We start from the raw sequence: 23,277 nt of genomic DNA, 5'->3' as shown, positions 1-23,277 counted from the left end.
GGAAGCAGCGAAAAGCCCGGAGTGTCACCAGACACTCCGGGCTTTTCGCTCGTCTTGAACCCGTGGGAAGGCTCTCCTGTGGACAACTCCGTGGGCGGGCTACCGCGGGTCCAAGGCCACTGGCTTGAACTTCCCCGTCCCTGTGCCTGAATAGAGCAGCAGTGTTCCATCACCGGCCACGCCCACAAGGGACGGATCGCCTGTCCCCGTGAAAGCGTTGCCAAGGGCGGCGAAGGAACCGAAAATGTTCCAGCCGGAGCCCAAGTACTGCCGGGCAAGGAATCCACCGTTGCCATTACCCGGGTAGAGCCACAAGGCGCCGTCTGTCCCGCGGGCCAGGACGTCCTCCCGGCCGTCACCGTTGAAATCACTGCCCTGCATCACGGCGTTGAAGATATTCCAACCCGTACCGATCTGCTTCCATGGCTGGAATCCGCCGGCACCGTTGCCCGGGTAGAGCCACAAGGTTCCGTCCCCGGCGCGCGCCAGAATGTCGGACCGGCCATCCCCGGAGAAGTCACCCGGTGCCAGCAGCTGCGTGAACCCTTGCCAGCCCGTGCCGATCTGCTTGCGGGCGAGGAACTGCCCCTTCCCATCGGTGGGGTACAGCCACAAGGTCCCATCGGAGGCCCTGGCCGCAAGATCCGGGTGCCTGTCGCCGTCAAAATCGCCGACGCTCAGGACTGAGGTGAACATATTCCAGCCCGTCCCCACCTGTACGCGCGGCAGGAATCCACCTGAACCGCTGCCCGGATAGAGCCACAAAATACCGTCGGCGCCGCGAGCCAGAATGTCGGCGGCAGCATCGCCGTCGAAGTCGCCTGCCTCCCATACCTGGCTGAACTGGTTCCAACCGCTTCCGATCACCAGGCGGTCCGCGAAGCCTGTCCCGTCACCCGGGTAAAGGGTCATCCGCGCGCCGACGGCAAGGACGTCAGCTTTGCCGTCACCGGTAAATTCCTGCCCACCGACGATGTCGCCGGCCAGGTTCCAACCACTTCCGACGGCGGTACGCGGCAGGAGCCCGCCCGCGCCGTCGCCGGGGTAGGCGAAGAGGGTGCCGTCCGACGACCGGGCCAGGAGGCCTGCCGTGCCGCCACCGAAAGTGCCCGCCGCGGAAAGACTGGTGAACACGTCCCAGCCCTGGCCGATCTGACGCTGGGCAAGGAACCCGCCGGAGCCGTTTCCGGGATAGAGCCAGAGGCGGCCGTCGGCGCCGGCAGCGATGAGGTCGGCCCGGCCGTCGCCGTTGAAGTCACCCGGAGCTACCAATTGGGTGAAGCCCTGCCAGCCAACTCCCGCCTGGCTGCGCGGGAGGAAACCGCCCTTGCCATTGCCCGGATAGAGCCACAACGCACCGTCACTGCTGCGGGCCACAATGTCCGCGAAGCCGTCGCCGTTGAAATCGGAAGTACCCAGCACTGCGTTGAAAATGTCCCAGCCCGAGCCGATCCGCACAGGGACTTCAAGGCGGTTTCCGGGCAGGCCGGCGTAAAGGAGGAGTGAACCGTCCGATTCACGGGAAAGAACATCGGCCAGCTTGTCGCCATCGAAATCACCGGCGGAGAAGCTCATCCGTGTCTTCAGTTTGGGATCTGCATTGATGGTGACGGTGGCGGAGGTGGCACTGACCGAGTTAATGGTCACCTTGGTGCCCGTGTAGGTGGTGAAAGTGCTGCCTGCCTGCCAGGCGTGGTTCTGGCTGTACCACCCGTTGAACGGCTTGGTACTGGGCATGAGAACCAGCGAGGAAGCGATGGTGGCTCCGCCTCGTTGGACGATTTTGACGCCCTTGTTTCCGCCGGAGAGGTAGTTGTCGTAGTCCCCTACCGGCTGCCGGAGCTCAAGGTAGTAGACCTCCTTGCTCACGGGATCGGTGAACTTGATGGCTCGCTGCGCCTCGGTTCCTCCCCAGGGCTTCAGCGTGTAGCTCTTGACGCCTGTGGCCACACCGGTATCGCGGATTTCGTCGCCCCGCCCCAGTCCGCCGTAGTCCCAGAAGGTGGAACTGATCACGGGCGAATTCCACTGCGCGGCGCCCATGATGTCCGTAGTATCGCCGTATTCGCGAATGTAGCAGGACGGATCCGTGAATTGGCCGTTGCTGTTGACTCCGACATCGGAGGCTCCACTGGTGCACTGCAGCGCATCAGCATGCATCATGCCGATCACGTGGCCGAACTCGTGGCTCATCACGTTGTTGGAAAAGTTGCTGATCTGCGGCATCAGGACCCGGCCGCTGTAACTGCCGCTGCTGTAGCCGGCGCCCAGTGCGTTCCCGGACAACGTAGTGGTGGGAACGAAGATCACCAAGGCCGTGTAGGGGCTGGCGGACCATTTCAGCTCGCTGGTAATGGTGGAGATGATGGAGCTGTAACTGTCGCTCGACTTCGCCTTGGACTGGTGCCCGGCAACCTTGCTGTTCACGGACATGGACAATTTGTTGGCCGTCATCGCCTGCCAGTACTTGCTGGTGGCCGCCACCGTCCTTTCGGCGTCTGCCATGGAGACAGTGTTGGCATTGTCGGCGAGCTTTGCCGTGACCAGCCGGACACGGATATCCCCGCCGGGGCCGGTTGCTGCCGCACCGTCACGCAGGAGGGAGTCGACGTCGGCCTGTCCCTTGGGTGCGTCGTTCGCCGGTGGCGATTCGAAGGTGTGGTCCGAGCGCGGCGTGCCCTCGATGAACCGGACATTCGGATTGTCCGGGCCTGGTACCGGAACGGCAGTTGCAGGGGCCTGGACGAAAAACAGGCCGGTGGCAAACACCATCAAGCCTGTGGACAGCGCGATGGATCGCCGCAAAACACCCATTGAATCTCCCGGGGACGGAGCCTGTGGCTCCTGTGAGTCTCAAGAACCGAGATCAGGCTACAGCCGCGGCCCCGCCACGCCCGGAAGGCGGGGCTGGGTCGCCTGAAATGCAACCAACCCGGAATGCTAACCGGACCCTAACCGGACCGAAATACCGTGGCAACAATGCCGCGCCACACTGGAATAGCCGGCAAGTGCAGGCACAAGCTCCAGCCCAGGAGGCCACCATGTTGAAGGAAGTCACCACTCACACAACACGTATACGCGCGATCAGCCAGCTCCACCGTGGAGACGAGATCGAAGCCCGCCTGTCCGTAGGACCTGCCTACGATGACGTGGTCATCCGCCGCGGACTGGTCCAGGAGACCGCTCCCGGAATCGGCGTCGTGTGGATCATGGACCACGCCTCAGGGATGAGGAAAGCCATCAATACCGACGAATGCAGTGTTTGGCGCGTCGCCTGAACCGGCTTGACCCCAAACCCCGCTCAGCCACCGGCCACGGACTGGACAATCAAGATCTCCTGGCCGGCAGCAACCTCCGTTTCAAGCCCCTTCAGCCGCCGGACCTCATCACCGTTCACGTAAATATTCACGAAACGGCGGAGGGACCCGGTTTCATCACGCAAGCGCCTGGCCAGCACCGGATAATCTCCGGTCACCGCATCCAGTAACTGTCCTACGGTCACAGCCCCGTCGGCGGACGCAGTCAGATAGGACTGTCCGCCGACGAGGGGCTGCAGGACACCAGGCAGCAGGACCGTAAAGTCAGCCACAACGGGCCTAACCAGGTACCGGGGCGCTGGATTGATCGCCCGGAGTGGGGTCAATCTCCTGGGCCGCTGCCTCCACTATCACTGCGGCTTCGGCAATCACAGTGGCTTCCGCCGCAGCCAGTGGGACCTCCAGTCCTGCGGCGTTGTCCACCACGACGGCGGCCCTAACGCACAGGACATCCGGCAAGTGCGAGGCCACTTCAGTGAAGGTGCCGCCCTCGTCGGCGCTGGCGTACACGGTGCCCCCACGGGTTCCGAAATACACCCCGACGGGCTCGGCCGTATCCACGGAGGCGGCATCGCGAAGGACGGCGTTGTACTCGTGGTCCGGCAGGCCTGTGTGCAGCTCTGTCCAGGTGTTGCCGGCGTCATTGGTGCGGTGAACGCTGAGCCTGCTGTCCGGCGGGATGCGTTCGCCGTCGGCCTTCAACGGAATCACCCACGCGGTTCCTTCGCGTCGCGGGTGCGTCAGCATGACGAAACCGAAATCGGCAGGCAACCCGTCAGCAATCGACTCCCAGTTCTCCCCGTTGTCATCCGAGCGGTACACGCCGTGATGGTTCTGTGCGTATAAACGGCCCTCGACGGCGGCGTCCGCCGCGATCTTGTGGACGCATTGCCCGAACTCGGGGTTGGGATCGGGCATGAAATAAGCCGAGATCCCTTTGTTCCGCGCTTCCCAGGAAGTCCCGCCGTCCAGCGATCTGTACACGCCGCCGGTGCTCATGGCGATGTGGACTTTCTCGCCGGACGGATCAACCACAATCGAGTGCGCCGCCGCGCCACCATAGCCGGCACCCCACTCGCTGCGGTGGGGGTGGTCCCACAGTCCACGGTTCAACTCGAAGTGTTCGCCGCCGTCGGTGGATTTCCACACTGAAGTTGGCTCGCACCCGGCCCAGACAACCCCGGGGCGCGAGTCGGCGTCGGGGTAGATCTGCCAGACGCGCTCCAAAGCGGCGTCCGTGCCCTCCGGGAATTTGATGGCGCCTTGCTCCGGCTCGGTCCAGGTGGTCCCAAGGTCGTCGGAGTGGGCCACAGTGGGCCCCCAGTGCTCGGATCGGACTCCCACCATGATCCGGGTTTTGCCGTCCCGCGTGTCTATCCCGATGCTGGGAATCTCGCTCATCAGGAAGTGCGGACCGGAGAGGGACCAAGCTCGGCGGTCCGGGCTGGTTGCCAGCCACAGGCCTTTCTTGGTCCCGATAGCCAGGACATAACTCTCTGCGGTATCTGCGGTTGCCATGAGTCCCATCGAACCACCGGGGTGAGTGGGTGGCAACGGTTTTTTGGGCGTATGTGGATAGTCGAAGTTTTGGGATGCCCGCAGTCGGTTCGGCCGGACTTTCCATCGAGTTCAAACTCTGGGCACAGGACTCCTTACGGTTACAGTGTCGCCAAACTCCAGATCGTGACGCGAAAACTGAGAAAAAGTTTTCCGGGGCTAGAAACGCCGTCGTCCCCCTTCTCCGGGGAAAACGTGCTTGACTGTGCTTTTGCGGCCACGAGGCCGGAACAACATTGTTGGGGGAACAGATGTTTTGCGAGGTCAGAGAACCATGAAGCCGTCACCAGAGATCTCCGCGGTCCTAGCGCGTTAGCGGGCCGCACCATGGTTGCAGTTTCGCTGCAAGAGGGAGCAATAGTCCTGGACCCATTCTCCGTAAGGATGGTCCTCGGCCTGGTCACCCTGACCCTGATCGTCATTTCCTGTGTGTCGTCCCAGCGGAGACACTCGGCCTACGCCAGGTGGTGGCGGGTTGCCTTATGCCTCTTCTTTGTTGGCAACGCCGCCTTCCTCCTGAACGGGACGGCCTCGCAACTGTGGGCCAACCCCTTGGGCAAGGCGTTGGTTGTCGCAGGGACCTATTGCCTCTGGGCGGGAGCCCGTACCCTAAGGGACCGCCGCGCCCCCTTGTGGCTCTTGGTGCCGGCACCCCTGCTCAGTGGACTTGCCTCGACCCTGGATGACCCGGGAGCCGGAGTATGGTCGGGCGGCTTGACGTACCTCAGCCTGACCACGCTGGGAATCACCCTGGCTGCCGTGGAACTGTGGTTCGCGAGGCCCGGACGCTCGCGGATCACCACGTTCCTGTCCGTGATCGCCGGGCTGACTGCCGTGTACTACTTGTCCCGCGTCATCACCTTTGTGGCAGCCGGGCCCAACAGCGCGGTGTTCCTCGACTTCTTTGGTTACGCGCCGGCGGCCCTCATGCATTTGATGCTCCTGGTGTCCGTGTCCTCCACCATGAATACGCTCAGCAACAAGCAGTTGATCAAACGCCTAAGGGAACGTGCCGAACGTGACCATCTGACGGGCCTGCTCAACAGGGGCGCATTCCTGGACCTGGCAGCCCGCTCCCTTGCACGGCCGTCCGGCCGAGGGGCAGCTTTGATCCTCGCCGACCTGGATCATTTCAAGGCAATCAATGATGAGCGCGGGCATTCAGCCGGAGACGCAGCCCTTCGCGCCTTTGCCGCCGCCTGCACCGCCTCGGTGAGGTCAACAGACCTCGTTGGGCGGTACGGCGGGGAAGAGTTTGTCCTCTTCCTGCCGGGAGCCACCCAAGAGAGGGCCGAGAATATTGCCTCGGAAATCAGTGCCCGCCTGCAGTCCATGAGGGGGCCCGACGGATTGCCCTTCCCGACGGTGAGCTACGGCGTGACCTCCACGGGAACCGACGTCCAGGACCTCGCTTTCATGATCAACGTGGCGGATGCCGCCCTCTACAGCGCCAAGGCGCAGGGGCGGAACCGGGTAGTGGGAGCCGCGCCCTTAAGTACGGAACCCGCGCCCGAAGCCAGCCGCCCGCCGTCGTAATCCACATAGGCAGCAGCTGCGTTGGTACCGCGTTGTGTGACGTTATGCCTAGGCTGTGGGTGGCAAGTGAGAGTGATTCCCACCCGTGAATCACGGAGGACAAACATTAACGGAGAGCGACCATGACTGAAGCGAACACCAATGCACGTGCACAACAGCTAAAAGCCCTGCACGAGGCACCCGAAATCCTGAGTGTGGTCAATGTGTGGGATGCCATCAGCGCCCGGACCATCGCTGCGCTTCCTGAGACGCAGGCAATCGCCACTGCAGGACATTCGATTGCTGCCTCCTACGGATATGCCGATGGAACCATGCCCTTGGACGTCGCGCTGGACGGGGTGAAGCGCATTGTCGACGCCGTGGACCACCCTGTTACCGCAGACTTGGACGATGGCTACGACAACCCGGCTGAAACCATCCGCCGGGCGATTGCCATTGGAGTGGTCGGCGCAAACGTTGAGGACCGGCTCCGCCCGTTCGACGAAGCCGTGTCGCGTGTGCAGGCCATCATTTCGGCCGCTGCCGCAGAGGGCATCCCGTTCCAGCTCAATGCGCGTACTGACGCGATTGCCCGTGGTGGCGATCGCCCGATTGAAGAGAGCATCCAGGACGCCATCGCGAGGGGACGCGCTTTCCTTGACGCCGGCGCCTCCCTGGTGTTCGTGCCCGGCGCCATGACCCGCGAGGTCATCGAGCCGCTGGTTGAAGGCCTCGGCCAGGGAAAGCTTTCCGTGATCGGCGCACCGGGTGCCCTTCCGGCTGCCGAACTCCAGGCCCTAGGCGTGGCCCGCGTGTCCTACGGTCCGTTCACCCAGCGTGTGGCCCTAAGGGCACTGCAGGATCTCGCCTCGGATCTTTACGGCTCCGGCGTGATCCCCTCGGACACTCCGGCGCTGAACTAGCCGGGCCGGTCCTGACCTGTTTCTCCCGTGAGGGCGGGACTGGTCAGGACCCTGAGCGGGTGTCGAAAGCAGCCGCCGATTCCCTGAGCAACCGGGCCACGGTGTCCACGGGCAGGCTCGCTGCCCGTCGCCGGTCGAAGCGTCGCAGAGCGATGTGCCGGGTGCCCAGGCCAGGAACGTCCAGGATGTCCACGTGATCGTGGACCACGCCGGTGAGCGCCAGGGTGGGCACGATGGCCACCCCCTCCCCGGCGGCGACGAGAGCCAGTGCCGTCAGGGTGTCGTGGTACTGATGAACAGTTTCAATCCGGGCTCCTGTGGAGTGGCGGAGGCGACCAAGAACTGCAGTGTTTGCTGCTGAGGGCTCCACTCCCAGCCACGGCAAATGCAAACGGCTCAGGTCAATGTTGTCCGTGCCCAGCAGGCTTCCGGCGGGCACTACGAGCTTCCATGGCTCGTCCAGCAGGGGTTCCTGGACCATGCCGGCGGCCATGGGATGCTGCTCTGCCGCCGTCGAGTCCTGTTCTATGACCACAGCATCGAGCTGGCGCTGGCGCAGGAGCCGCATCACCGCAGGGAAGCTGTCCTCCACTATCTGAATCTGCAGCTGGGGGTATTGGCTGCGCCACTCAGGAAGACGCGGGATCACCACTGTGCGCATGAAACTCGTGAATCCGCCCACCCGAACAACGCCCGCAATATTGACTTCGCTTTGCATCCTGGCCCGGGCAACGTTGAGCGCCCGCTCTATCTCTTCCCCTGCCTCTGCCATCGCCAAACCTGCGGGCGTCAGCACCGATCCTTTGGGGGTGCGCAGCAGCAGTGCCTGCCCCGCCTCGGCCTCGAGTTTGCTGAGCTGCTGGGACACTGCGGAAGGTGTAATCCGCAGTTCGTCGGCCGCCGCGAGGACGCCTCCGGTGCGGGCGACGGCAAGAAGAACCAGCAGTCTGCGGGGGTCTACATCCATGTTAAGTACTCCTAAACACGGTCTTCAGAAGATTGCAATTGATCTAAAGGTCATACTCGCTCAATATTGACTCAAAAGCACGATTCAGCAGCGCAATAACGACGAGCGAATCAAGCCTCCACTACGGATCACAGCCGCCCCGCCGGCTTCTTCCGGGTGCCCAAATCCTGAAAGGACTCCCATGGAACTGCTGTTCGAAATCACCGGCTGGGCCGGCGCAGTGGCAATGCTTGGCGGCTACATGGCTGTGTCCATGGGCTGGCTGCAGGCAGGCACCACCTTCCAGACCGTGAACCTCTTTGGTTCCTGCGCCTTCATCGTCAACGGCACGCTCCATGGGGCTTGGCCCTCCGTGGTGACCAATGTGGCGTGGTTCCTGATATCGGCCGTGGCACTCCTCCGGATGCGGGCAAAGGAACGCCCCGAACGCGAAGCGCACCAGGTTCAGGAACAGGCTCAAGAAGCCCCCTCGCTTGGCCCGGACACCGCTGCCCAGGTCATCGTCGCGGCCGCCCGCCCCAGCGCCATCGCCGCCTAGCCGCCATCCGGCCTCTGGTCTCCGCCCGGCACCGCCTGACCTCCCCCGGCATCACAAAAGGTAACCTCCCGCCGTCGTGCCGTGACCCGGAGCCTATTCTGGGCAGTAGCCGCCGCCCTACTGTGAAGGAAGCCCATGCCCACCCCTGAACATCCCCTGCGCAAGCTGGGTTTCCTCACGATTGGCCTGTTTGATCCCGCGGATCCCGCGGCCGGACACCAATCCACGTTGGAGATCATCGAACTCGGGGAGCGGCTCGGCTTTGACAGTGCGTGGCTTCGGCACCGCCACCTGCAGTTCGGCATTTCCTCCCCTGTTGCGGTGATGGCCGCGGCAAGCCAGCGCACCTCCAGGATCGAGCTGGGAACCGCGGTGACACCGTTGGGTTGGGAAAACCCCCTGCGCCTGGCTGAGGACCTGGCCACCGTGGACCTGCTCTCCGGGGGACGGATCAATCCGGGGCTGAGCGTAGGCGAGCCCATGAATTACGACACTGTCAAACATGAGCTTTACCCTGACACTGCCGACGTCGAGGACTTCAGTTACGCCCGCGTGGACCGGTTTGCCCGGCTGGTCGCCGGCGAGAAGGTGCGGGATTTCTCCGGTAAACAGGGTGTAGTTGAAGAATTTTCCAACCGTGTGGAACCGCACTCTGCCGGGCTGCGTGCGAGGCTCTGGTATGGCGCCGCGAGCATGAAATCTGCTGTCTGGGCCGGGGAGAACGGCTTCAATCTTCTCTCCAGCAGCGTGATCTTCCCGGATAAGGATCAGGAACCGGACTTCGCCCTGGTCCAACAATCACAGATCCGGGCTTGCCGCGAAGCCGCGGCCCAAAATGGGAACCCTGCCCGCGTCTCGCAGGGCCTGGTAGTGATCCCCACGGACTCGGCCTCACCTGGCCAGCGCCGGAAATACCAACGGTATGTGGACGAACGGACGCCACGAACCCTCGCGCCCCAAGGCCCGAAGGGGATGATGTTCGCCCAGGACATCATTGGAAGCAGCGACCAGATTGCTGAGCAGCTCTACGCCCACCAAGGATTCCAGGAAGTCGACGAAGTGGCTTTCGCACTGCCTTTCAGCTTCGACCATGAGGACTACGTGCAGATCCTTACCGACATCGCGGGCAAACTAGGGCCGACCTTGGGGTGGACGGCCGCCACCTAAGCGGCGTCAGTCCACAAACTCCGACTGCGTCTCGATGAAGTCCCAATCCGCGTCAGTCAGTACTCCACTGACCTTGTCCGGGTGGGGACCGCCGGCCTCGGCAATATGCTGCAGCACGGGCAGCGGAAGTTCCTCTGCACGCAGGTTCTCCCGGAGCCATTCCTTGCTGTCCAGGTGCAGATCGAGCCACCACATGAAAATTTCCATCGCGGACCGCCTTCCTTCACATGAGCCGCGGGTCCTGATGCCATGGGCCCGGATTAACCGTAGGCCCGGGCCGGAACGTCTACAAGGGTCCAGGTCTTGTGGCTGGCCAGGGTTAGGGCCAATCTATTCCTAAGGGAATTCCCGGTGCACCCGTTGTGCGGCCGGATTGCCCGTCACACAAGGGATCCGCGATGGACTGTGACATTGAGCTGGAGATTGATTCCGGCTCTGCGCGGGGCGAATATGCGGTGCACGTAGTCCGTGCACCGGCGGGCGGCCACGCTTCGGGCACGTTCACCCTGGACGTGGACGGCATCCTTGAACGGCTCCCCCAGCTTGAAGCTACCGTCCTGGCATCGGCCGTGGCTGCCCGGAGGACCATGCCGGTGGCCGAGCTGGCCGTCCGTGAAGTGGGCCAGCAGCTGTTCCAGGCCCTGTTCACCCGCGAGGTTTATGGCACGTACCGGGCCAGCCTCGGCGCGGCACAACACGCCGGCCAGCAGCTCAGGGTGGTCCTGAGGTTGTCCGCACCTGAGCTGGCCACCATGCCCTGGGAAACCCTGTTCGACGCCGAAACCGAAACCTACCTCTGCCAGACCGAGCCCCTCCTCCGGCACATTCCCGCCCCCGATTACAATCTGAATCCTTTGGATGTGGCCCCTCCCCTGCGCATTCTGGGAATTGTCGCCTCGCCGCGGGACCTGCCCACCTTGGACGTCACTGCCGAGAAAGACCACCTGAGCCGGGCCTTGGCGGGTCCCGTCTCCGAGGGCAGGGTGGAGCTGGTGTGGGCAAAAAGCGGCACCTGGGATGATGTGCAGTCACTGCTGCTGGCCGGCCCCTGGCATGTGGTGCACTTTGTGGGCCACGGCGACTACGACTCCCGCACTGACGAAGGCAGGATCGCCCTGGTGGGGCCCGACGGCAGGGCCGCCATGGTGCGCGCCGTCCGGCTGATGGCCCTGCTCAGCGTCGCCGCGCCCCGCCCGCGACTGGTGGTGCTGAACTCATGTTCCTCCGGCGAAATGGGCCAATCAGACCTCTTCTCAGGCACCGCGTCGGCCTTGGTCAGGAGCGGCATTGGTGCTGTGGCAGCCATGCAATTCGCCATCAGCGACTACGCCGCCATCGCGTTCGCCCACGGCTTCTACGCCGCAATCGCCAACGGCCGCACCGTTGATGAGGCGGCGCGCGTCGGCAGGATCTCCGTCATGGCCAGCCCGGACGGAACCCTGGAATGGGTCACACCCGCCCTTTACGTCCGTGGCGGCACCACCCAGTTGTTCACGCTGAAGGGAACGCCGCGCGCACCGGGTGTTGGTGCAAGCACGACGACGGGTGAAAGTTCGACGACGGCACGGGCCTCGGGCGGTCAGGCCGCGGCACCAGCCCCCGCAAGTCCGCCGGCCTCACAGCCGCAGGTTCCACAGACGCAGGTTACACAGACGCAGGCCGCGCAGACCCAGGTTCCACAGCCGTCGGTTTCACAGCATCAGGCCACCACCGACGCCATGAAACGGGCGCAACTGCGGGCGCTCTATGTCCAAGCATCGGCCGAGCTGAGGGCCAGGCGCCTGGAACAAGCCGTGGAACTGTTCGAGGACCTCCTGACGCTGGAGCCCGGATACCGGGACGCGGCAGCGCTCAAGGACACGGCACAGCACCGGCTGAAACTGGGCCGCACGTACCGGGAAGCACTCGAGGCAGAGGAAGCAGAGGATTGGTTGGCCGCGGCTGACGGCTTCGCCGCGGTTCAGGACGATCCCGCGTTCCCTGACGCCGCTTCCCGACGACAGGACTGCGAGCGCCGCCAACGGATCTCCGATCTGCAAGGTGAGCTTCGGTACCACTCCGCCCTCGGCTCCTGGGAAGCGGTGCTGGATGTGTCGGCAGAACTGGCAGCCCTGGACCCCGATGCCGCAGATCCCGAGGGGCTCGCCACGGAAGCCCGGGATGAGCTGGAGCGGGCCAAAGCAAAGGAGGCAGCCGCCGGGGTGGTTCTCGATCCTGAGGAGGATCTGAAAGCCCAGGGCTCGTACACTGCGGCCACCCCGTCACTCCGGCCACCACGGAAAAAGACCACAGACAGTCCCACGGCCGGGGCATCACAAAACCCGGCCGCCACCAAAGCCGAGGCACCCGGCGGGGTTCCGGCGTCGAGCGTTGATGGAGTCGCCAAACGGCCCGCAGCGAGGGACGCGCCGGCACCCCGGCACGACGGATCCGCGCTTAGCTGGCAACCCCTGGCCTGGGGAGGCGCCGCGTTGGCGGTTGCGGGCGGGGTGGGCGCGTGCTTCGCGGTGTTCTTCATGTGGTTCGACGTGGAGTTCTGGCAGGACAACGGCGGCGACATCGTTCTGAGGATCCTCTACGGACTGCTCGCCCCCATCGGATTCCTGTCACTGACTGTCGCAGGGCTTCCGGAGCGATCAGCCCAAGGGCGGTTGGCTATGACGGGCGTTGTTGTTTCCCAGGCGGTTTTTGGCCTGGCCGGCCTGAACTACACGGTTGAAGTAACCGCGGTCGTGTTCAGTTTCGCTTTGTGTGTTTTCGGGCTATGGGCAGGAATCCTCGCGCTCAGGAATCCGGCTCAACGGACTCTCGCATGGCTTCTGCTGCTACCCCCTGTGTTGCAGCCCATCATTTGGATTCAAGGGAAAGGCGTGTTCATGGAGAGCTGGTATATGACGCAGGCGCTGCCGTTGCTGTTGCATCTGCTGCTTCTTTGCTCGGTGGGCATCATGTTCGTGGTCACCGCCCGCAGGCTGCGGCCGGCTGTTCAAGCGGGGGCAGCAGGATGAGCAGGCTGGTTGAATTCACCACCGACGACGGCGGCACGGTAGTTGTGGAGGTCGCGAACGCGGCCGGAAGCCTGGTGACAAGGGGAGGCGATCACGCCGGGGACCATTCGGGGGTCTTCGCGCGGGCCCAGCAAACCTTCGAGCGGGCCTTGGCGCATGTGCGTCCGGCGGTGCAGGGCGTGATCGACGAGCTGCTGAGCCTGGAGAACCGTCCGGATGAGGTGAGCGTGGAATTCGGGATAGATCTGCACGCGGAGGCGGGCGCGTTCATCGCTTCGGCCAGCACGGCGTCCAATTTCAAGGTGCGGCTGACGTGGAACAAGCCGACGGAAAGCTGACATTCCAACCCACCGAACAGCCTGTTCATTGGATCGCCCCGGCGCAACAATAAGGGTATGGCTGCGGAAAATTTCAGCGGACCCATTCCCTTGGTGGTGGGGGTTCTCCCCGACCAGCATGTGGAGGTCCTCCAGACCGCCCGGACGTTGGCCGAGCGGCTCGGCGTGCCGTTGGTGTGCGCCTATGTGGACGAGGCCAGCTACCTCGTGGAGTGGGACCCGTCCCGGGAGGCACACCGGATGTCGCTGCATCCCGAAAAGGACGACGTCGACGTCGAAGCTGTCCGGGACGACCTCGGCAAGGTGATTGCGGAAGCCATGGATGGTGGAACGGCTGAGTGGACCTTGCGATTGCTGGCGGGAGATCCGGCACGGGCCTTGGGCCGGCTTGCCTCGGATATCAACGCTTCGATGATCATTGTGGGCACGCCGGAGCCCGGATTGGGGCACCGGATTTCCGAGGCTCTCAATGGATCCGTGGCTGCGTGGTTGAGCCATCATCAACGCCGGCCGGTCCTGATTGTGCCCCAAAAAAAGCGTCCTGAAGCTGCTCATCGAAACTAAAGCGAAAGTACTTATTCCAGGTGGTGGCGAAGGGGTTCCACGCAACGTAGAGTGATTACTGCAGGGTAGCGAAAGCCCCTGCTCAAAGACCGCTCCGGAGTGCGTATCCCCCAATAACGCACTCCGGAGCTCTTTTGTTTAACCCCGACGCTCTCCCACATCCCGCGGAGACGGAACGACGGCGGCGCTCGGGTGAGTGCCGTCGTCGAGCCTCGGAAGGGCGGCCTTCAAGGAGTGGCTGGCTTCATGCCCGTGCCTTCACCACCCACTTTGGGTCCGAAACCACCTCGACACGCCACAAAGGACGGCGTGTCAGACGGAACCAACACCCAAAGAAGGTCAGGAAGGCACACGCCGAACCACCACAGACGCAGGGACGGCCGGGACGCGCTGACGCTTGGCATACACTCTGGCCCGTTGGCTGGATAACGCCAGCAGGACGAGGATGTCAGAGGCCAGGCCGGAGAGGCCCGCTTCGAGGGTGAGGTTGGCGGTCCCGGTGGAGTAGTCAACGGCCTGCACCAGGATCGAAATGGAGCTCAGGGCCATGGCAATCACCCTGGCTCCGTTGCTGCCCAGGAGGATCCGCCACGCCAGGAAAACCTCGCCGAGCCCGAAGAGCAGGACGATGACCGCCATGGTGACGATCACCGTCGTCGTGGTTTCCGCATCCAGTGGGACATCCTCAAGGCCGATGTCGCCGCCAGAGGCCAGGAGCGTCATGGCCAGGGTGAATGCCGCAACGGCGCGGATGGCAACGAGGACAGCACCGGTCACTATGGGCGCCGGCCGCCGGTCGCGGCTGTCGATCCGCCCGGTTGGCCGGCCCGCTGGCACCGGGACGCGCCGGGCGTCGATGATGGGCAGGTCGCCGTCTGTGGAAATGGAGTCTCCGCCGCCGTTGCGCGTGTGATAGCCCGTGGAGAAGTCCTTGATGATGTGCACGGAGACGGCAGGTTCGGCAGCCGAAACGGTGGAAACGATGTGATCCCGCTCCACGTCGGTGTTCTGCTCAATCTTGTGGGTGATCTGCAGGGTGAAGAGTGAGAAGCCGACGCTGCGGTCATACGTTCCGGCAGCGAGCCAATCCACCTGATGCCCGCCCGGGAGGAGCCACCCCTCGGGGCATCGCCAGAAACGCACATGGTGGCGTTTGCCCGGAGTGTTGTTCACTTCCTGTTGGTAGGCGAAATCTTGTTGCCGGTCGAACAGGTACAGCGGGCTGACCGGCGCCTCCGTGTAACTTTGCCGGAAAATGGTGGAACTGACGATGCGGCGGCTGCTGGCGAAGGTGACGTCGTCGGCCATGGTCCAGCCGGCGGCCCTCATGATCGCGTGGACCTGGGGTTCGGCTCCCAGCAAAGCGACGTTGACGGGGTCACCCAACAGTCCGTCGCTGGTCCGGGCCCGGCCGATGAAGTAGCCCGGAACGTAGATGGTGGTCAGGATGCGGTGCAGCCGGGGCAACAGCAGGTACGCAAGGAACGCCCAGAACACCACGGAGAACCACAACTGCCCCCAGCCCAGATGGAAACTCTCCCCCACCAGCAGGAAGGCCAGCCATACCGTGGCGGCGCCACCGAGGACGAAGAACCCGTGATCGAGCCGGCTGTCCGTCACATCCTTCTGCGTTTTGTCCATGAAGCTCCCCCTGTGGCCCCTTAAGCTTCGGGCCTCGGGTGGCCGTTGTACAGGCCTAGGCCAGCGGTTTCGGGACGTTGAGTTGGCCGTTGTCGATGAGCCATCGCACGGATTCGAGCACGGCTTGCTCGGGTTCATAATGCGGGGCATAGCCGATCAGGGACGTCGCCTTGTGGATGCTCATGCAGTGATTGCGGGAGAGGTGGGCCCAGCTGATGTCGGCAGATTCCTCGGTGGTGCTCCGGCGGAACTCCTCCCAGCTCACGGTTTCCATACGGGGTTCCTGCCCGAACCAGGAAGCAGCGATGCTCACGTAACCCCGCACGGTCAGGGCAGTGGGGGCAACAATGTTGAAATCCTCCCCGGCTGCCGCGTCCCGCTCCAGGATGGCTTTCTCGAAAGCCTGCGCCACGTCGTCGGCGTGCACGTGGTGCATCAACTCCGTCCCGCTGCCCGGAACCCGGAGTGGCAGGCCGGCGGCGATCGTTTCCCACACGCCGGGATCCAGGTTGCCCAAGGGCCCGATCGGCTGCCAACCCGGCCCCACAATATGCCCCGGGTGAATCGATGTTGTGGCCAACCCGCCTGAGGCCGTCTCTTCCTTGAGCATGCGGGCGATGTCACGCTTCTGGATCCCGTACTCATCAACCGGCTCCGCAGCGGAGGGTTCCGGGGCGGAATCAGCTCCTTCAACAAGAGGCAACTTCAAGCTGACGCCGTATCGCCAGATGGAGCCGCAATGCAGCAGGTGGCCTGTTTCGCCGCGAAGGCGCTCCACCAGCGCAGTGGCTGATTCGAGCGTGAAGCAAATGAGGTCAATCACGACGTCGGCACCCAGCTTCGCTACCCGGTCACCAAAGCTGCCGTCCCGGTCCTCCTGCTGCCGGTCCGCTGAAACCATGCGGACCTGCTGCCACTCGGGCACGTCGGTGTAGGACTTGCCGGTCCCGCGGCTGATGGCGATGACCTCATGCCCGGCACGAACGAGCCTTGGAACAAGGAAGGACCCGATATGGCCGCTGCCGCCGATCACAACGATTTTCATAGCTCTCCGATCTCCACGAGCCCACGGTACTGGCTGGTGAGGATGGATCGGTAGGCCCGACGTCGGCACTCACCCAGGTGCCGCCGTCGGGCTTCTCTGCAGTTGACCCCAAAGTACTGAACGTCAAGCCGCCTGATAATAACGAGACTTACTTGTTCCTGGGTTCGACAAACAGCAGGCCAACGTGACTAGCATGAATAGTCCGGGCAAGCCCGGGTACGTGACCTCTTGAACGACCCCCTCGGACGGTCGGCGTTGACGCGGCGACCACGTAAAGGAGCAAACTGTGCGGGAGCCTGCAGTCAGCGAGAGCGTGTCAGAAACCAGCGGAACTCCGGAAGATCATTCGGAGGAAACGCCACAGATAACGCCCGATGAAAGCGTGAGCGAACCGGCGGAAATCACCTTTGACGAGCAGTTTTATCCGGCCCGCCCCAAGGCGCTTCGGCCGATTGCCCGGAGGCGGCAGTTCTTCGCGGCCCGCCCTTCCTTGGAATTCGATGGACTGAACTCCACCTACGTGGATTGGCTCCGGAACCAGTCCATGCTGGGCGATGCCAACACCTTGGCGCGGCAGCTTTCCGGCCAGGCGAGCATGTGGCAGAACTCGTACGCCAGGCCCAACCCCAGATCAGCAGTAGAGCGTGCACCCGTGTGGTTCACGGCCTACCCGCTGTCCTTCATCACCAAAGACGGACAGTCCTTCCTTTCGGCGCTGGGTGACCCCGCACTCTGGGATGCGTTCAGCGAGATCGGCATCCGCGGGTTGCACACCGGCCCTGTGAAGCTGGCCGGCGGTATTCGCGGCTGGTCCCAGACGCCAAGTGTGGACGGGCACTTTGACCGGATCAGCATGGCGATCGACCCCGCGTTCGGCACGGAAGAAGAATTCCGCCAAATGTGCGAGGTCGCCAACGACCACGGCGGCACCATCATTGATGACATTGTCCCCGGGCACACCGGCAAGGGTGCGGACTTCCGGCTGGCTGAGATGAACTTCCGGGACTACCCCGGGATTTATCACATGGTGGACATCCCCGAAGAGGATTGGCACCTGCTCCCGGACGTTCCCGAGGGCGCCGATTCGGTCAACATCAGCCCTGCGGCCGAGGAGGCCCTGCAAAAGGCGGGCTACATCATCGGGCGGCTGCAGCGGGTTATTTTTTACGAGCCGGGTGTGAAGGAAACCAATTGGAGCGCCACCAAGCCCATTGTTGACACCACCGGCAAAACCCGCCGCTGGGTCTACCTCCACTACTTCAAGTCCGGCCAGCCGTCCATCAACTGGCTGGACCCGACTTTCGCCGGCATGCGCCTGGTGGTTGGTGATGCCCTGCATTCATTGCTGGACCTCGGCACCGGTGCACTGCGGCTCGATGCCAACGGATTCCTCGGCGTGGAAAAGAGTGCGGAAGAAGAACCGGGCTGGTCCGAGGGCCACCCGTTGTCCGAGGCGGCAAACCAGCTGATCGGCTCCATGATCCGCAAGGTGGGCGGGTTCTCCTTCCAGGAGCTCAACCTCACCATCGACGACATCAAAGCCCAGTCGGAATCCGGCCCCGACCTCTCCTACGACTTCATTACGCGGCCGGCCTACCACTACGCCTTCGTCACCGGCGACACCGAGTTCCTGCGCCTGACCCTTCGCCTGTCCATGGAGATCGGCGTGGACCAGGCTTCCTTGGTCCACGCCCTCCAGAACCACGACGAACTGACGTACGAGCTGCTGCACTTCGCCGCCGGGCACAGGGACGACATTTTTGAGCTTGGCGGTGAAGAACTGACCGGGGCCGAAGTTGCCGAGAAGGTCCAGGAAACCCTGCGGGAACGCCTCACGGGCGAAAATGGCCCGTACAACGCGCTGTTCACCACCAACGGCATCGCCTGCACCACGGTCAGCTTCATCATGGCCTCGCTGGGTATCACGGACCAGGATGCCATCACCCCGGAGCAGGAAACCCAGGTCCTGGACGCCCACGTGCTGTTGTCCATGTACAACGCGCTGCAGCCGGGCGTCTTCGCGCTTTCCGGCTGGGACCTCACCGGCATCACGGCACTGGACCGCGAGACCGTCAAGGAGCTCACCTCGCAGGGTGATACCCGCTGGATCAACCGCGGAGCCCACGACCTCATGGGCACCAGCCCCGAAGCGAAGACCTCGCTGGCAGGCATGGCCAGGGCTCGCAGCCTCTACGGTTCACTGCCCGAGCAGCTCAAGGATTCAGCCTCCTACGCACGTCGCCTCCAGCAGATCCTCACGGTGCGGGAGGAATCGGGCATTGCCACCAGCACCTTGTTGGACGTGCCGGACGTTTCCAACCGGGGATTGCTGGTGATGGTCAACCAGCTCGCCGACGGAGCACTGCAAGTAACGGTCCTGAACTTCTCGGACCAGGACATCGCGGGCAGCATCCAGTCCTCACATCTGGTGCCCGGAGCCACCGTGCATGACTTGTTCAGCGGCGAGGACGTCGGCCAGGTGGATGATCTGTGCAGCTTCTTCCTCGAACTCCGGCCGTTCCAAGGCACGGCGCTGTTGCTGAAGGACCCGGTTGTGGAGGAAGAGTCCGCCGAATAGAACGCACGACGTCGGCACTCACGGTGAGTGCCGACGTCGGGGTTTGGTGTTATTCACCTGGGCCATGGCTAATTGCCGACGTAGGGACGCACGTCCTCCATTAAGACAAGCTGGCGGCCGTCTGCGCACGGTCCCACGTCTTTCGACTCCACGTCCAAACCCCCAAATGAGATGACATCACCCATCCGGAAGAGTGTTCCGTCGGGCATCATTAGCCCGGTGTCCGTGACTGTGGTTCCAGTGGGAAACAGTAGGCCGTTGCCGATGCAACCGTCCTTGTCCGCTTCGAGTTTCAGAATCCGGAGAACATCCGGGCGCGCGTAGATACCCTCGGAGATACGACCGTCGATTTCATTCGTGGAAACGGCCACCTTACCTGACCCGCCCGTGACGATGTCGGCTTGCACCGTCGGAGTCGGGGAACCGGTTATTAGGGGCGGTATCCCGCCGGGGGAGCTTGTCGAGTCATCTTCCGGCACAGTGCCGGGTTGCGTTGCAGCCGGCGCAGCTTGCTCGGTGGGGGGAGCCGGCATGGAGGACGTCAGGACGACACCCACAACAACTGCTGCTGCCGCTGCCGCCAATCCTGCACCGGCCAGCATCCGGAGGCGGCGTACATGGGGCGGCCGCCGGTGGGAATTTTCTACGGAGCCACCGACGGAAAGCTGCTCTGCATCGGTAGCCGTAACCGCCAGGCTCTTCTCCCGGCTGCGGGCCAGTTCATCTTCTGTGACCCTCATGGCGGGATCGGCCGCGGTCAGGCGATCCAGGGTGGATGTTTGGTGGTTACGCATTGCTGGGATCCTCCGTGGTGTGGTCTGTCCGAAGCAGTTTGCTGAGCTCTTTCCGCGCCCGGTGCAGGCGCATTCTGACAGCCGTGGCGGTGACATCGAGCAGGTCGGAAACCTCGGCGGAACTGAAGCCGTCCCAGTACGTCAGGAGAAGGACCTCCCGTTCCTCGGGCTTGAGCCGGTCCAGTGCTTCCATCACCTGGCCGTCGTCGGATCCCAACTCAGCGGTCCGCTCCCGCTCCAACTGCTGCGTGAGGTTCAGGGAGCGGGCGGTAGAACGGTAGTGATTGCGGAGGACATTGCGGGCGATGCCAAACACCACAAGCACCGAGAGTTCCTGGTCCTGACGGGACTTTTCCCACGCAATCCGGAAGACATCGGCTGTGAGGTCCTCGGCCGTGGATGCACCATCGGTTCGACGCCGGAAATAGCGGTACACCTTGTCGTGGGACGCCGCGTGTGCCGCCAGGAAATGCTTCTGCCTGGCCGACTCCACACGGTCCCCCTGATCCGTTTGCAAGCTCATACCCCGTTAATGTCCGGCAATCAGAAAAATGTAACCGATTCCGGGAAAAAGCCCCGCGAGTTAGTCCCCGACGGCGTCGCGGCCGCGGCGGAGGATCAGGGGGTCGGCGTCGTAGACCACCGAGGTGTCCTTGTCCTCATAGTCGAACTGGTTCAGGAAGTACCGCATGGCATTGATGCGGGCGCGCTTCTTGTCGTTGGATTTGATGGTGATCCACGGCGCGTGATCGGAGTCCGTGTGCAGGAATGTCTGTTCCTTGGCATCGGTGTATTCCTCCCAGCGGTCCAGTGACGCGAGGTCCATGGGAGAGAGCTTCCAGCGGCGTACGGGATCGATCTGGCGGATGGCAAAGCGTGTGCGCTGTTCCTGTCGGGTGACGGAGAACCAGAACTTGGTTACGTGGATGCCGGCGTCAACCAGCATCTTTTCGAAGACCGGCGCCTGCCCCATGAAGGTGCGGTATTCGTCCTCGGTGCAGAAACCCATGACTTTTTCCACGTTGGCCCGGTTGTACCAGGATCGGTCGAACATGACGATCTCGCCGGCCGTGGGAAGGTGCTGGATATAACGCTGGAAGTACCACTGGCCCTGCTCGCGGTCCGAAGGCTTGGCGAGGGCCACAGTCCGGGCGGAACGGGGGTCCAGATGCTCCGTGAAGCGCTTGATGGTTCCGCCTTTGCCGGCGGCGTCCCTGCCCTCGAAGACAATCACATGCTTCAGACCGCGGTCCTGGCCCCAGTACTGGAATTTCAGCAGCTCGATCTGGAGGCGGTATTTTTCGATCTCGTACTCGTCGCGGGTCATCCGCTGTTCGTAGGGATAATCCTCGTTCCACGTCTCCACTGCGGATCCACCGGGATCAATCAGGTCCGGGTCTTCCCCTTGCCCGCCACTGATGGTGTAACCCAGTTCCACCAGGTGATCGATGGTCTCCCGCAGGTTGTCCCTGACCCACCAATCGTCCAGTGATGTGGATAGTGGATTTGCCTCCGTCATGCGGTCCTCCTGGTCAGCTGTGTGGTGCCCGGCAGCCTAACAATGGTTGGTGACGGGAACATGAACAGGCCTGCCGCCCATCAGCCGTGGTTGCGGCGGGACTCTGCCTTGGTGAAAAGCAGCCAGATCAACCAGACACCCACAAGGATGGCGGCACCCGGAAGCATCTCCTGGACGGTGGGGGCGTCGCCTGCCGGAAGGAGGAGGAATCCCATCCACAGGGCGATCGCCACTACAACCGTACTCAGGACCTGGGGAGCAATCTCCAGCGTCCTGCGGCGGACAAGCTTGACCACCAACTCCAATACCATGATCAGCACAATGGCCGCACCCATTCCCAAGGGGTACGCACTGAAACCGGGGACGAAGTCCTGCCCGGAAGCCCAGACCATGAACACCACCAGCCCGGCAAGGAGTGCCAGCGAGGTGACGAGCGCTGCGCTGATCCTCAGGCCAGGCAACCGCCGCTGCCGGTCATGCCGTTTCCGTGGGATGTAGTCCCAGGCGCCGCGGGTGAGTCGGGAACCGACCCATCCGGCAGCCACCACCAGGACCAGCGGAACCAGCACGGGTGTGACGTAGTTGTTGCTGACGGCCCAAAAGAAGGCCAGAAGCGCCGTGTAGACCTGGGGTGTGGCGAAGACTCCCAACCACCAGCCCAGCAGGAACTCCTTGCGGGCTGCCGGCAAGTCGAGGGGATGGACCAGAAAGTGGGTTTGCGGGTCCGGTAGCTGGACCTTCTCTTCGATCGGATTCATTGTGTCCTCCAAGGGACCTGCTCAATGTAGGGCGGACGAAGACCTGCCCGTGCGATTTCGTATACCTTCTGGCGCGCCACTCCCAGCTCTCCGGCCACCGTGACGGCACTGTATTCGTCCAGGAGTTCGGCAACAGCCGCTGACCTCACCCCGGACGCCCTGGAATTCAAATGTGCGGCAAATGCACTGACTTCCGCAGAGAGCAGGGCCACGGCCAAAGGCCCTCCGAATGCTTCGGCCCAGCCAGGACTGCCCTTTGTGGCTGCGGCGTACAGGGCATCTCCACCATCGTTCAGGACGGCGCGGACCTGCTCCGGGGTGATACCGCGTTCTGCAAACCTCTTGGCTGCGGCTTCGCGGGAACCGTCGTCGGCGGAACGGTGTGTGAGCACCTTCTGCCACTGGGAATCAGCGGCTTGCCACGACGCACTGTCACCCCGGGGTTGACTGATCATGCCTCCATGGTGCCCCTACTGCACCACCCCGTCAACCCCTGGGTGACAAAATATTGACCAGAGGCGGCAAGCTCAATCCAGTAGCGCCGGAAGGGCTGGCCTTCACCATCCAAGCGAACGTCTTCAAGCTGGCCGCCATTTCGCTCGATGGTCCTGGCGGACGCTGCATTACTGTCATCGCACGTCAGGAGCACCCGATCAGGCCCTCCTCCTGCGGCCAAACTGGAGCACATTTCCCGCAGCGCCCACGTTGCCACGCCACGGCCGCGGGCAGAAGGGCGGACACCGTACCCAATGTGCCCGCCTGAGTTCAGCAGCGCTGGAGTCAGGTGATGACGGAAGGCGATGGCCCCCACATACCGGGAGCCCTCGGTTATCCAGCGATAAGTGCAGGGGACGATGCCGTTCACTTCTTCGGCATGCTCAGAAGCAAGCAACTTATCCACCCATGCAGTGAAACCCTCGGCCGTACTGATGTCATCGTCGGCAAACAGCCCGGCACCGTCCTGGTGCGTCCCGTCCCATTCGCGGTGGGACTCGATGAATGACTCGTAGAAGGATACGTCCGGGGCAACAAGCGTCAGCATCCCCCG

Annotated in this window: 22 protein-coding genes; 9 read left to right on the top strand and 13 right to left on the bottom strand. The window is 63.3% G+C overall.

The window, feature by feature from the left end:
- Positions 1-99 precede the first annotated feature (99 nt).
- A complete protein-coding gene (locus tag M1D51_RS00645) occupies positions 100-2,814 on the bottom strand; it encodes an FG-GAP-like repeat-containing protein (protein WP_458108125.1) in 2,715 nt (904 codons plus the stop codon).
- Positions 2,815-3,041: 227 nt separating this feature from the next.
- On the opposite strand from M1D51_RS00645, the gene M1D51_RS00640 reads away from it, so the two are divergent.
- Positions 3,042-3,278 (top strand): hypothetical protein, encoded by a 237-nt coding sequence (locus M1D51_RS00640; RefSeq protein ID WP_172324574.1) that lies wholly within the window; start codon positions 3,042-3,044, stop codon positions 3,276-3,278.
- 23 nt (positions 3,279-3,301) lie between these two features.
- On the opposite strand, the gene M1D51_RS00635 is transcribed toward M1D51_RS00640, so the two are convergent.
- Both M1D51_RS00635 and M1D51_RS00630 read right to left on the bottom strand, forming a co-directional pair.
- Positions 3,302-3,589 carry a MoaD/ThiS family protein gene (locus M1D51_RS00635; protein WP_458108124.1) on the bottom strand — a complete coding sequence of 96 codons (288 nt, stop codon included), beginning with the start codon at positions 3,587-3,589 and terminating at the stop codon, positions 3,302-3,304.
- A 7-nt stretch (positions 3,590-3,596) separates the two neighbouring features.
- The gene (locus tag M1D51_RS00630) at positions 3,597-4,844 is read right to left on the bottom strand and encodes a WD40/YVTN/BNR-like repeat-containing protein (protein ID WP_458108123.1); all 1,248 of its coding nucleotides are present in this window, start codon (positions 4,842-4,844) and stop codon (positions 3,597-3,599) included.
- Positions 4,845-5,201: 357 nt separating this feature from the next.
- Here M1D51_RS00630 and M1D51_RS00625 point away from each other — a divergent pair, with 357 nt between their 5' ends.
- Together M1D51_RS00625 and M1D51_RS00620 are read left to right on the top strand one after the other, a co-directional pair.
- A complete protein-coding gene (locus tag M1D51_RS00625; protein ID WP_458108122.1) occupies positions 5,202-6,410 on the top strand; it encodes a GGDEF domain-containing protein in 1,209 nt (402 codons plus the stop codon).
- A 122-nt stretch (positions 6,411-6,532) separates the two neighbouring features.
- Positions 6,533-7,312 carry an isocitrate lyase/PEP mutase family protein gene (locus tag M1D51_RS00620; RefSeq protein ID WP_172325433.1) on the top strand — a complete coding sequence of 260 codons (780 nt, stop codon included), beginning with the start codon at positions 6,533-6,535 and terminating at the stop codon, positions 7,310-7,312.
- A 43-nt stretch (positions 7,313-7,355) separates the two neighbouring features.
- Here the strand turns inward: M1D51_RS00620 and M1D51_RS00615 are convergent, their stop codons facing one another.
- Positions 7,356-8,279: a LysR family transcriptional regulator gene (locus tag M1D51_RS00615; RefSeq protein ID WP_458108121.1), complete on the bottom strand. Its 924-nt coding sequence runs from the start codon at positions 8,277-8,279 to the stop codon at positions 7,356-7,358.
- A gap of 181 nt (positions 8,280-8,460) precedes the next feature.
- Between M1D51_RS00615 and M1D51_RS00610 the strand changes: the two genes are divergently transcribed.
- Both M1D51_RS00610 and M1D51_RS00605 read left to right on the top strand, forming a co-directional pair.
- A complete protein-coding gene (locus M1D51_RS00610) occupies positions 8,461-8,817 on the top strand; it encodes a CBU_0592 family membrane protein (protein ID WP_172325435.1) in 357 nt (118 codons plus the stop codon).
- Between the two features lie 135 nt (positions 8,818-8,952).
- Positions 8,953-9,984, top strand: a complete 1,032-nt coding sequence (locus M1D51_RS00605; RefSeq protein ID WP_458108120.1) for an LLM class flavin-dependent oxidoreductase — start codon at positions 8,953-8,955, stop codon at positions 9,982-9,984.
- Between the two features lie 6 nt (positions 9,985-9,990).
- Here M1D51_RS00605 and M1D51_RS00600 read toward each other — a convergent pair whose 3' ends face one another.
- Positions 9,991-10,191, bottom strand: coding sequence for a hypothetical protein (locus tag M1D51_RS00600; protein ID WP_458108119.1), 201 nt, complete (start codon positions 10,189-10,191; stop codon positions 9,991-9,993).
- Positions 10,192-10,382: 191 nt separating this feature from the next.
- On the opposite strand from M1D51_RS00600, the gene M1D51_RS00595 reads away from it, so the two are divergent.
- Genes M1D51_RS00595 through M1D51_RS00585 form a run of 3 tightly spaced genes read left to right on the top strand, consistent with a single transcriptional unit; the run spans position 10,383 to position 13,894 of the window.
- A complete protein-coding gene (locus M1D51_RS00595; protein WP_458108118.1) occupies positions 10,383-12,992 on the top strand; it encodes a CHAT domain-containing protein in 2,610 nt (869 codons plus the stop codon).
- A complete protein-coding gene (locus M1D51_RS00590) occupies positions 12,989-13,330 on the top strand; it encodes a CU044_2847 family protein (protein WP_172325439.1) in 342 nt (113 codons plus the stop codon). The genes M1D51_RS00595 and M1D51_RS00590 overlap by 4 nt, the downstream gene beginning before the upstream one ends.
- Before the next feature lie 57 nt (positions 13,331-13,387).
- The gene (locus tag M1D51_RS00585; RefSeq protein WP_458108117.1) at positions 13,388-13,894 is read left to right on the top strand and encodes a universal stress protein; all 507 of its coding nucleotides are present in this window, start codon (positions 13,388-13,390) and stop codon (positions 13,892-13,894) included.
- A 339-nt stretch (positions 13,895-14,233) separates the two neighbouring features.
- Here the strand turns inward: M1D51_RS00585 and M1D51_RS00580 are convergent, their stop codons facing one another.
- A complete protein-coding gene (locus M1D51_RS00580; protein WP_458108116.1) occupies positions 14,234-15,535 on the bottom strand; it encodes an LssY C-terminal domain-containing protein in 1,302 nt (433 codons plus the stop codon).
- Positions 15,536-15,590: 55 nt separating this feature from the next.
- Positions 15,591-16,580, bottom strand: coding sequence for an NAD-dependent epimerase/dehydratase family protein (locus tag M1D51_RS00575; protein WP_458108115.1), 990 nt, complete (start codon positions 16,578-16,580; stop codon positions 15,591-15,593).
- A 286-nt stretch (positions 16,581-16,866) separates the two neighbouring features.
- Here M1D51_RS00575 and treS point away from each other — a divergent pair, with 286 nt between their 5' ends.
- The gene (gene treS, locus M1D51_RS00570) at positions 16,867-19,158 is read left to right on the top strand and encodes a maltose alpha-D-glucosyltransferase (protein ID WP_172324984.1); all 2,292 of its coding nucleotides are present in this window, start codon (positions 16,867-16,869) and stop codon (positions 19,156-19,158) included.
- A gap of 68 nt (positions 19,159-19,226) precedes the next feature.
- Here treS and M1D51_RS00565 read toward each other — a convergent pair whose 3' ends face one another.
- The 6 genes from M1D51_RS00565 to M1D51_RS00540 form a co-directional block, all read right to left on the bottom strand.
- Positions 19,227-19,952, bottom strand: coding sequence for a hypothetical protein (locus M1D51_RS00565; RefSeq protein WP_458108114.1), 726 nt, complete (start codon positions 19,950-19,952; stop codon positions 19,227-19,229).
- The gene (locus tag M1D51_RS00560) at positions 19,945-20,475 is read right to left on the bottom strand and encodes an RNA polymerase sigma factor (protein WP_458108113.1); all 531 of its coding nucleotides are present in this window, start codon (positions 20,473-20,475) and stop codon (positions 19,945-19,947) included. Before M1D51_RS00560 ends, M1D51_RS00565 begins: the two co-directional genes overlap by 8 nt.
- A 60-nt stretch (positions 20,476-20,535) precedes the next feature.
- Entirely contained in the window at positions 20,536-21,471 is a 936-nt protein-coding gene (gene ppk2 / locus M1D51_RS00555) for a polyphosphate kinase 2 (protein ID WP_172324978.1), read from the bottom strand.
- Positions 21,472-21,551: 80 nt separating this feature from the next.
- Positions 21,552-22,229, bottom strand: coding sequence for a hypothetical protein (locus M1D51_RS00550; protein ID WP_458108112.1), 678 nt, complete (start codon positions 22,227-22,229; stop codon positions 21,552-21,554).
- Entirely contained in the window at positions 22,226-22,684 is a 459-nt protein-coding gene (locus tag M1D51_RS00545) for a hypothetical protein (protein WP_458108111.1), read from the bottom strand. Before M1D51_RS00545 ends, M1D51_RS00550 begins: the two co-directional genes overlap by 4 nt.
- The gene (locus M1D51_RS00540) at positions 22,681-23,271 is read right to left on the bottom strand and encodes a GNAT family N-acetyltransferase (protein ID WP_458108110.1); all 591 of its coding nucleotides are present in this window, start codon (positions 23,269-23,271) and stop codon (positions 22,681-22,683) included. Before M1D51_RS00540 ends, M1D51_RS00545 begins: the two co-directional genes overlap by 4 nt.
- Positions 23,272-23,277: the final 6 nt, after the last annotated feature.

Source organism: Arthrobacter sp. R3-55, from assembly GCF_054161505.1.
This window is presented reverse-complemented; position numbering and strand designations above follow the sequence as displayed.